Consider the following 9,381-nt stretch of genomic DNA (forward strand, 5'->3'; position numbering starts at 1 on the left):
GGCCCCACGGGCGGTGCACCCCGCGCGACGCCCCGGCACCCGCAGCCGCACGTCCGCCCGTCGCCCTGCCGGGCTGACGCGTGGCGGACGGGGAACGCGGCCGGAGGGCGCGGCGGTGTGACCGCGCCGCCCCGCGGGGACGCCCGCCGCCCCGCGGGGACGCCCGCCGGCCGGCGGGCGCTAAGGGCGGCGGCCGCGGTCCACGACCCGGGCGGCACGGTGGGCGAGCCGGGTCGTGGACCTGCCGTCCAGGTACGGCAGGACAACCGCCTGGCCGCCCCAGTCGCGCAGCTCACGCGCCTCCGGCAGGTCCTCGACCGCGTAGTCGCCGCCCTTCACCCACACGTCCGGCCGCAGCCGCGACAGCAGCTCCACCGGCGTGTCCCCGTCGAAGACGGCCACCGCGTCCACACTGCCCAGCCCCGCCAGCACCCGCACCCGGTCCGCCAGCGGGTTCAGGGGCCGCCCCGCGCCCTTCAGACGGGTCACCGAGGCATCCGAGTTCACGCACACGATCAGGCAGTCACCGATCCGGCGGGCGCTCTCCAGCAGGCCGACGTGCCCCGCGTGCAGCAGGTCGAAGCAGCCGCCCGTCGCCACCACCGTGCCGCCCCGGGCCCGCACCCGCTCCGCCAGCGCGAAGGGGTCCGCGGCCGGCGGCTCCTCCCGGCCGGGCGCCCCCGGGCGGTCCCACAGCGCCCGGTTGCCTGCGCCGCCCGCCGCGACGAACGCCGCCGCCTCCGCCACCCCCCGCTGCACCGCCTCCTCCGGCAGCGCCCCGCCCGCCAGCGCGGCGGCCGTCGCCGCGGACAGGCAGTCACCCGCGCCGCACGGGTCGCCCAGTGCCCGGTACGGGGCGGGCACCAGCATGGGCATGGCGACGCCCGGCCGGGTCAGCAGCGCCCCCCGGTCGCCCAGGGTCACCGCCACCACGGCCGCCCGCCACCGCTCCGCCAGGTCCGTGCCGCGCTGCGCGTAGGCCCGCAGGGACTCGTCGCCGTCGTCCGGGCTCAACGCCCGGGTCTCGGCCGCGTTGGGCGTCACGATCCGCGCGCCCCGCACCGGTGCGTCCCCGCGCGGGTGCGGGTCCCACACCAGCGGCACCCGCCGCGCCGCCGCGGCCAGTTCGTCCCGCACGGCCGCCGCGGTGCCCCGCCCGTAGTCCGCGACCAGCACGGTGTGCGCCCCCGCCAGGGCGTCCCGCACCGCCGTCCCGGGCCGCCCCGGCGCTCCGCCGCCCCGGTCGACGCGGACGACCGGGCGGCCCGACGCGAGCACCCGCGTCTTGACCGGCAGGGTGCCCCGCAGCGGCACCTCCACCACATGGACCCGCCCGGCCAGCCCGTGCCGCACGGCCTCGCTCGCCGGGTCGTCGCCCAGCGCCGTGACGAGCACCACCTCGCGCCCGCTGCGGGCCGCGAGCACCGCGGCCAGGCCCGTGCCCCCGGGCCGGCGGTGGTCACCGGTGACCTCCACGACCGGTGCCGGCGCGTCGGGCACGAGCCGGGTCGAGACCCCCTCGACGTCCTCGTCGAGGAGGGCGTCCCCGACGACGACCAGCGGTCCCCGCCCGGCCCCGGTCACGACACCCTCCACAGGCCCGACGCGAACCGGGTCGGCGCCGCCTCCGGAGCCGCCGCCTCCACCGCCGCGTCGAAGCACTCGCACAGCAGGTGCACCGCCACCAGATGGACCTCCTGTACCGTGGCCGTGCTGCCCGCGTCGACACACAGCGCCTCGTGCGCCGCGTCCGCCAGCGGGTTCGGCGCCGGCCCCGTCAGCGCCCACACCCGCACCCCCGCCGACCGCGCCGTCGCGGCCGCCGCGATGAGGTTGGTGCTCCGGCCCGACGTGGACAGCAGCAGCAGTACGTCGCCGGGCCGGCCGTGCGCCGCCACCTGCCGGGCGTACACCTGCTCGAAGCCGTAGTCGTTGCCGATGGCCGTCACGCTGGACGTCTCGGCGTGCAGGGACACCGCCGAGTACGCGGACCGCTCCTGCCGGTAGCGCCCGACGAGCTCCGCCGTCAGGTGCTGGGCCTGCGCGGCGCTGCCGCCGTTGCCCGCGACGAGCAGCCGGCCGCCGCCGGGGAGCACGGCCGCCAGCCGAGCCCCCCAGCGCGCGAGCCGTTCGGCGTGGTCGCGGTGCAGCCGGCCGACCGCCTCCTGCAGGTCCCGGCAGTGCCGGCGGGAGGCCTCGTGGACCGCGGTGCGCGCGGGGGCCCCTCGGGCGCCGCCGTGCACCGGGTGCCGGGGGTCCAGGTGGGCGTACCACGGGTCCCCTGCGTCGTGGTGCGGGAGGTCCCGGTCCTGCCCGTCACGGGGCGCGGGCTGCCGTGCGGGGCGGTCGGCGGGGTCGTGTGCGCTGCGGGGGAAGTCGTCCATGGCGTCCGGGCGTACCGCGCCCTCGCGGGCGGCGGCGGTCCCGCACCTCCTTCTCGGTTCACGGGTGGCAGGTGCTCGGTTCACGGGGCCGGGCGGCTCCGTACACGAGGGTCGGGCGGGGGCGCGCGGGGAGGGACGCTCAGGCGGCCCCGGAGACGGCCGCCCCGGCGGCGCGCGCGGCGCGCACCTCCGCGTACACGGCCTCCGTCGCCGCGGCGACGCGCGTCCAGTCGTACCGGCTGAGCACCCGGCGGCGGCCCGCTGCCCCGCAGGAGACCCGCAGCGCCGGGTCGGCGAGGAACTCGGCGACGGCCCGCGCCAGCGCCTGCGGGTCGCGGGGCGGCACCAGCCGCCCGCACTCCGGGTCGGCCACGGTGTCCAGCTGGCCGCCGACCGCGGTGGCCACCACGGGCCGCCCGCACGCCATGGCCTCCAGCGGCACGATCCCGAACGGCTCGTAGTCCCCGGGGCACAGCACCACGTCCGCGCTGCGCAGCAGTGGCGCCACCGCGTCGCGGGACACCGCGCCGGTGAAGCGCACCCGGTCCGCGACCCCGGCGAGCCGCGCCACTTCCCGCAACCGCCGCACCTCAGGGTCAGTGCCCAGCCGTTCCGGCGGCGGGCCGCCCACGACCACCAGCTCCGCGCCGGGCAGCCGCGGCAGCGCCGTCACGGACACCGCGGCGCCCTTCCGGGGCACCAGCCGCCCCAGCTGGAGCAGCCGGTGCGGTGCGGTGCCCCGCTCGGCGACCGGGCCGACGGGGCAGAACTCCTCCGTGTCCACCCCGCACGGGACGACGCTCACCCGCCCCGCCGGGATGTGCATCCGCAGCAGTTCACGCACCTCGTCCTCGCAGGTGGCGATGATCCGGTCACAGCCCAGCCCGACCTGCCGCTCCGCGCCGATGCGTTCGGGCGGGCTGGTGTCGGCGGCCCTCTGGTGCCGCCGCTTCACCGTGCCCAGCGCGTGGTACGTGTGCAGCAGCGGCACCTTCAGGGCCCGGGCGGTCAGCAGCGACGCGACGCCGGACATCCAGAAGTGCGAGTGCAGCACGTCGGGCGGCCGGCCCTGCAGCACGTCCGCGACATGACGGCCGAACGCCCCCATGTAGGGCAGCAGTCGGTCCTTGGGGAGGGCCTCCGGCGGTCCGGCGGGCACATGGTGCACGACCACGCCGGGCCGCACCCGGATCCGGTCGGGCAGCCACCGCGCGTCCCTGCGGGTGAACACCACCACCTCGTGGCCGCGGTCGGCGAGCGTCGCGGCCAGCCGCGCCACGTGGACGTTCTGCCCGCCCGCGTCCACCCCGCCGAGCGCCGCGAGCGGACTCGCGTGCTCCGAGACGAGGACCACCGACAGGGGACCGGACGGCCCCTCGGGGCCGTGCCCGCTCCGGGGACCGCGGGAGCCGTCGCGGGTCATGAGCGCGCCTCCGTGATCACACGCTCCCAGTCGTCGAGGAAGCGCTTGAGCCCGTACCGTTCGAGGGCGGCCTGGCGGGCGCGCGCCCCGTCCTCGGCGGCCGCCTCCGGCTCCGCCAGGTACCGGCGGGCCGCCGCCGCCAGCACCTCCGGCCGCGTCGACAGCGTCCCGGCGCCCGGCGGCACCGCCTCCACCGCCTCCGTCGTGGCCAGCGCCACCACAGGCATGCCCAGGTGCATGGCCTCCAGCAGGGACAGTCCGAGCGACGTCCAGCGCACCGGGTGCAGGTAGAGCCGCCGCTCGGCCATCGCCGCGTGCAGGGCACGCTGCGGCAGGTCCGCGGTCCTGCACCGCTCCTCCGGCAGCCCCAGGCGGGCCGCCAGGCCCTCGGTGCGCATCCCGAACACGTCGAGGGGCGCGGCCTCGGCCAGCGCGGGCAACAGGTCCGTACCGGTGTGGCGGCCGCGCCGCAGCGGCTCGTTGACGACGACGGCGGCGCGGGGCAGCCGGCCCGTGTACTGGTGGCCCGGGTCGACGACGCCGTGCTCGACGACCACGGTGCGGGCCCGGCCGCAGTCCCAGAACAGCCGGTTGAAGTGCGTGACGTGGACGAGCGTCACCTCGGGCCGCTCGGCACAGGGGTGCCGCGTGGACGGAACGTTCCCGTCCGGCGCGTTGTGCTCCAGGTACACCACCGGCACGTCACGGCCGGGCAGCCGCCCGCCCAGCCACCGCTCGGCCAGGTCGAACTCCTCGGGCCGCTGGAGCAGGACCAGGTCGACGTGCTCCTCCCGGAGCCGGTCCGGTGTCACCTCCCGTACGGCGTCGGGCCAGGCGAAGGTCGCCGCCCGGCCCCGCCCGTCCGGGCCGCGGCCCGGCAGCACCGGCACCAGGTAGGTGTGCGGGCCCTGGACGAACGCCGTCGTCCACGAGCCGTGCACGTGCCACAGAAGGATGTTCACGGCCCTCTCCCTCACTGCCCGCGCACGGACTGGGAGTCCTGTGCGTCCGTCGCGAAGAACGCGCCCCGCCGCACCGCGTACGGCCCGATCGCCAGCAGGTCCACCGGCGTGGACCCGAAGCACTCCAGGGCGTCCCGCGGATCGTCCACCATGGGCCTGCCCGCCGTGTTGAGGCTGGTGTTCACCACGACCGGCAGCCCGGTGAGCCGCTCGAACCCGTCCAGCATGCGGGCCACCAGCGGCTCGGCGATCCGGTCCACGGTCTGCACCCGCGCGGTGCCGTCGACGTCCACCACGGCCGGGATGCGCTCCCGCCACTGCGGCGCCACCTCGTGCACGAACAGCATGTAGGGGCTGGGCAGCTGACCGGAGAAGACCTCCGCGGCGCGTTCCGCCAGCACCATCGGCGCCACCGGCCGGAACTGCTCCCGGCCCTTCACGTCGTTGAGTCGCTCCAGGTTCCCCGCGTGCCCGGGATGGGCGAGGAGCGAGCGGTGCCCGAGCGCCCTCGGCCCGTACTCGGAGCGCCCCTGGAACCACGCCACGATCGCGTTGTCCGCCAGCGCCTCCGCCACGGTCGTCGCGATGTCCGGGGGCCGCTCGAACGGCACGGCGGCGGTCTTCAGCCACGCGCCCAGCTCCGCGTCCGACCACTCGCGGCCCAGGTCGGCGCCGCCCATCGGCGCCACGTCGTCACCGCCGCCCGCCGCGAGCAGCAGCGCCCCGCCGAGCGCCGTGCCCGCGTCGCCGGCAGCGGGCTGCACCCACACGCGGGAGAACGGGCCCTCGCGGGCGGTCCTCGCGTTCGCCACGCAGTTGAGCGCCACGCCGCCGGCGAGGGTCAGCACCGAGTCGTGCGTCTGGCCGTGCAGCCAGCGCACGAGGTCCAGCAGGGTCTCCTCCAGCACCTCCTGGGCGCTGGCCGCCAGGTCCGCGTGGTCCTGCGTCCACGCCTCCTCCGGGCCCCTCGGCGGGCACAGCTGGTGCCAGGGCACCCCGGACGCGTGGAAGCCGCCGTCGCCCGTCGGGTACACGTACCGCCGCAGCTCGTCCCGCATCCGCGGCCGCCCGTACGAGGCGAGGGCCATCACCTTGAACTCGTCGGAGGAGCGCAGGAAGCCCAGATGGGCCGTCAACTCCTCGTAGACCAGGCCGAGGGAGTGCGGCAGGTCCTGCGCCGCCAGGGGTTCCAGCCGGTGGTGCACGCGGCGGGCGGCCAGGTGCGAGGCCCGCTCGCCGCGCCCGTCGAGCACGAGCACCGACGCCGTGTCGATCCCGTCGCCGTCCGCCGCGAACGCGCTCGACGCGGCGTGCGCCATGTGGTGCGGCACGAACCGCACCGCGGCCGGGTCCAGGCCGGGCAGCGCCGCCTTCAGGAAGCCGGGCGCCTCCCGCGCGTAGGTGAGGCGCAGGTGGTCCCACGGGTCGTCCAGGCCCATGTCGGCGGCGGGTCTCGCGAGTCCGGGGTCGAAGGAGTACGCCACCGCGTCCAGGTCCTGGGGCCGCAGCCCCGCCCGGTGAAGGCACCACGAGGCGGCCTGCTCCGGCAGCTCCCAGGCGGAGAACGGCACGGGCCGCTTCCCGTGCTTGCGCCGCGAGAACCGCTCCTCCTCCGCGGCGGCCACCACCCGCCCGTCGATGACCAGCGCGGCTGCCGGGTCGTGGAAGAGGGCGTTGATACCGAGGATGCGCATGGGCTCGTCCGCCTTTCGGCGAGTCGGAGGAGGGAGCGGGGCGGAGGGCGGTACGCCCGCGCGGCGCGGGGCCCGCCGCGGAGCGGCGCGACCTGCGCCGGGGGTACCGGCGGAGGGTCCGGGGCGGTGGCCTCAGCGGCGGTGTGCGGCGGCCGGGGAGCCGGGGGACGGGTCGGGGTCGGCGGGGTGGGCGCGGAACCAGTCGATGGTCCGCCGCAGCCCGTCCGCGGCGGCGACGCGCGGCTCCCACTGGAGCTTGTCCCGGGCCAGGGTGATGTCCGGGCAGCGCACCGCCGGGTCGTCCACGGGCCGCTCGATGTAGCGGACGTCCGCGTCGGACCCGGTGAGGGTGATGACGAGCCGGGCCAGGTCCAGCATGGTGATCTCGTCCGGGTTGCCGATGTTCACCGGCCCGCGCATGCCGTGCGCCGCGGCCGCCAGCACCCCGCGCACGGTGTCGTCGACGTAGCACAGGGACCGGGTCTGGCGCCCGTCCCCGGTCACCGTCAGCGGTTCACCCGCCAGCGCCTGGCGGATGAACGTCGGCACCGCCCGCCCGTCGTGGCCGCGCATCCGGGGACCGTACGTGTTGAACAGCCGCACGATCCCGACGTCCGTGCCGTACGTGCCGGCCTGGGCGGTCACCAGTGCCTCGGCGAACCGCTTGGCCTCGTCGTACACGCTGCGGGGGCCGACCGGGTTGACGTTGCCCCAGTAGCGCTCGCTCTGCGGGTGCTGCTGCGGGTCGCCGTACACCTCCGAGGTGGACGCCAGCACGAAGCGCGCCCCGGCGCGGTGCGCCAGCTCCAGCGCGTGCCGGGTGCCGAGGCTGCCCGTCTCCAGGGTGTGCATCGGCAGCCGCAGGTAGTCGGCGGGCGAGGCGGGGGAGGCGAAGTGCAGCACCAGGTCGGGCGGCCGGTCCACCGCGAACGGCTCCGCGACGTCGGCCTGCAGCAGCCGGAAGCCGGGCCGGTCGAGCAGGGCGGCCACGTTGGCCCGGCGGCCGGTGCTGAAGTCGTCCACGCAGGTGACCTCCGTACCGGCGTCCAGCAGCGCGGTGCACAGGTGGGAGCCGACGAAGCCGGCGCCGCCCGTGACCACGGCGTGCTGCCAGGTGCGCGCGAACTCGGTGCTCATCCGGGGGCCTCCTTCGTCCGCCGGGCCGTCGGCCCGTTGTCGTGCGGTTGTGTGTCGTGCGGGTCGCTCGTGCCGCACGGGTCTTTCCGCGGCGTGGTGGACTTACGGGTCGTGCGGGTCGGTCGCGCGGTCGGGGCCCACGGGTGCCCCGGGGACCGGCGCCGGGCCCGGCGTCTCGCCGGAAGCGGCCCTCCGCGCGTCCGGAAGGCCGGGAGCGCCGAGGGACGGCGGCAGCGGGTCGGGGGGCCGCGGGACCCTGGAGGGTCCCGGCGGTCCGGCGCGTCTCCGGCCCGGTGCGCCGCCCCGGGGCGCGGGTGGGTCGGACGGCCGGGCGCCCCGGCGGGCCCGTGGCCGGGCACCCACGGCAGGGGGACGCGCGCTCCCGGCGGGACGGCGACCGGCCGGGTGTCCGTGCCCCGGTCCCGCCAGGAGGGCGGGGGCCCGGTACCAGGCCGGGCCGACCGGGGTCCGGCGGCGCGGTGGTCCGCTCCGTGCGGGTGCGGCCCGGAGCGCGGTCCTCCGCCCCGGGGCCACCCGGCTCCCGCCGCTCACGGAGCCACCGTCTCGGTGATCAGCAGATCGGTCAGCGCCGCCGGGCCGCCTTCGGCGAGCACCCTGCGCTGCTGGTCGGCGGGGGTGCCCTGCTGGAGCAGCCGGTGCACCAGCGAGCTCACCTCGCGGGTGTCCCCGGTCTCCTCCAGCGCGGGCGTCAACGCGTCCAGCAGCAGGCACAGCACGTCTCCGGCCCGCCGGCACCGGCCCTCGGGGTCCATGAGCAGATCGCTGAGCCCGTGCCGCGCCGCGTACCAGTTCGCCGCCTGCAGCCGCTCCGGCGGGCACACGGGGGGTGGCGCGCCCGCGGCCTCCTCGTGCAGCGCCGTGGCGACCAGCGCGCGCACGATGCCCGTGAACATCACCGCGGTGTCGGCCCGCAGCTGCACGTCCATGCAGCGCACCTCGACCGTCGGGTAGCGGTCGGAGAGCCGGGCCTGCCAGTACAGCTGGCCCGTGTCGGAGACCGCCCCCGACTCCAGCAGGACGCGTATCCGGGTGTCGTGGTCGTCGAGGTCCGCGAAGTGCGGTGGCGGCCCGGCCGCGGGCCACCGGCCGAAGATCACCGTGCGCCAGCTCGCGAACCCGGTGTCGTGACCGTCCCACAGGGGCGAGTTGGCCGACATCGCCACCAGCACCGGCAGCCAGGGGCGGATCCGGTTGAGGACCCCGACGCCGGTGGCCCGGTCGGGCACGCCGACGTGTATGTGCATGCCGTTGACGAGCTGCTCCTCGACCAACTGCGGTGCCTGCGAGCGCATCGCCAGGTAGCGGGCGCACTCCGTGACGGGCACCGGCGCCGCCTCGCGGAAGGGTGCCGTGCCCGCCGCGACGATCCGGCAGCCGTTCTTCTCCGCGGCGGTACCGAGTGCGTGCCGCAGGCGCAGCAGGTGGCCGCCGACCTCGTCGAGGTCGGTGCAGATGGGGGTGGCCACCTCGATCTGGGACTGGAGGAGTTCCGACTGGACCTCAGAGGCGTCCACGATCGGCTCCAGTCCGGCCGCGGCGCGCACCTCGTCGGCGAGCGGTACGGGGAGGCAGGTGACCGGATCGACCAGGAAGAACTCTTCCTCGACCCCAACAGTGATCATGTGCCGCCGGGTACCCGCAAAAAACGCCACAAATCGGGCACTAGGGGTGGGGGTGGCGCCTCACCCGATCGGGCCAGCCGCCGACAGGGCCAGCCCGGCCCGGTCGTGCGCCCCGCCTGACGAGCCCGCGTTCCGGTG

7 protein-coding genes are annotated in these 9,381 nt (G+C 77.1%); all 7 read right to left on the minus strand.

Features of this window, described 5'->3' with window-relative positions:
- Window positions 1–180 precede the first annotated feature (180 nt).
- The gene (gene rfaE2, locus BJP40_RS01225; RefSeq protein WP_071277811.1) at window positions 181–1,584 is read right to left on the minus strand and encodes a D-glycero-beta-D-manno-heptose 1-phosphate adenylyltransferase; all 1,404 of its coding nucleotides are present in this window, start codon (window positions 1,582–1,584) and stop codon (window positions 181–183) included.
- Complete coding sequence (locus tag BJP40_RS01230) at window positions 1,581–2,384, minus strand: SIS domain-containing protein (protein ID WP_256220586.1); 804 nt, start codon at window positions 2,382–2,384, stop codon at window positions 1,581–1,583. Before BJP40_RS01230 ends, rfaE2 begins: the two co-directional genes overlap by 4 nt.
- 139 nt (window positions 2,385–2,523) lie before the next feature.
- Complete coding sequence (locus tag BJP40_RS01235) at window positions 2,524–3,807, minus strand: glycosyltransferase (RefSeq protein ID WP_071277796.1); 1,284 nt, start codon at window positions 3,805–3,807, stop codon at window positions 2,524–2,526.
- Window positions 3,804–4,769, minus strand: a complete 966-nt coding sequence (locus tag BJP40_RS01240) for a glycosyltransferase (protein ID WP_071277799.1) — start codon at window positions 4,767–4,769, stop codon at window positions 3,804–3,806. Before BJP40_RS01240 ends, BJP40_RS01235 begins: the two co-directional genes overlap by 4 nt.
- Before the next feature lie 11 nt (window positions 4,770–4,780).
- Window positions 4,781–6,463 (minus strand): carbamoyltransferase C-terminal domain-containing protein, encoded by a 1,683-nt coding sequence (locus BJP40_RS01245; RefSeq protein WP_071277802.1) that lies wholly within the window; start codon window positions 6,461–6,463, stop codon window positions 4,781–4,783.
- 132 nt (window positions 6,464–6,595) lie between these two features.
- Window positions 6,596–7,600 (minus strand): NAD-dependent epimerase/dehydratase family protein, encoded by a 1,005-nt coding sequence (locus BJP40_RS01250; protein WP_071277805.1) that lies wholly within the window; start codon window positions 7,598–7,600, stop codon window positions 6,596–6,598.
- Between the two features lie 548 nt (window positions 7,601–8,148).
- Window positions 8,149–9,243, minus strand: coding sequence for a glutamate--cysteine ligase (locus tag BJP40_RS01255; RefSeq protein ID WP_071277808.1), 1,095 nt, complete (start codon window positions 9,241–9,243; stop codon window positions 8,149–8,151).
- Window positions 9,244–9,381 lie beyond the last annotated feature (138 nt).

The sequence above is a fragment of the Streptomyces sp. CC53 genome (assembly GCF_001865245.1).
Classification (GTDB): Bacteria; Actinomycetota; Actinomycetes; order Streptomycetales; family Streptomycetaceae; genus Streptomyces.

What these genes read in the sequence shown, in the direction of transcription:
- BJP40_RS01230 (WP_256220586.1), bottom strand. Translation starts at nt 2,384, where the DNA reads ATGGACGACTTCCCCCGCAGCGCACACGACCCCGCCGACCGCCCCGCA.
- BJP40_RS01245 (WP_071277802.1), bottom strand. Translation starts at nt 6,463, where the DNA reads ATGCGCATCCTCGGTATCAACGCCCTCTTCCACGACCCGGCAGCCGCG.
- BJP40_RS01235 (WP_071277796.1), bottom strand. Translation starts at nt 3,807, where the DNA reads ATGACCCGCGACGGCTCCCGCGGTCCCCGGAGCGGGCACGGCCCCGAG.
- BJP40_RS01255 (WP_071277808.1), bottom strand. Translation starts at nt 9,243, where the DNA reads ATGATCACTGTTGGGGTCGAGGAAGAGTTCTTCCTGGTCGATCCGGTC.
- BJP40_RS01250 (WP_071277805.1), bottom strand. Translation starts at nt 7,600, where the DNA reads ATGAGCACCGAGTTCGCGCGCACCTGGCAGCACGCCGTGGTCACGGGC.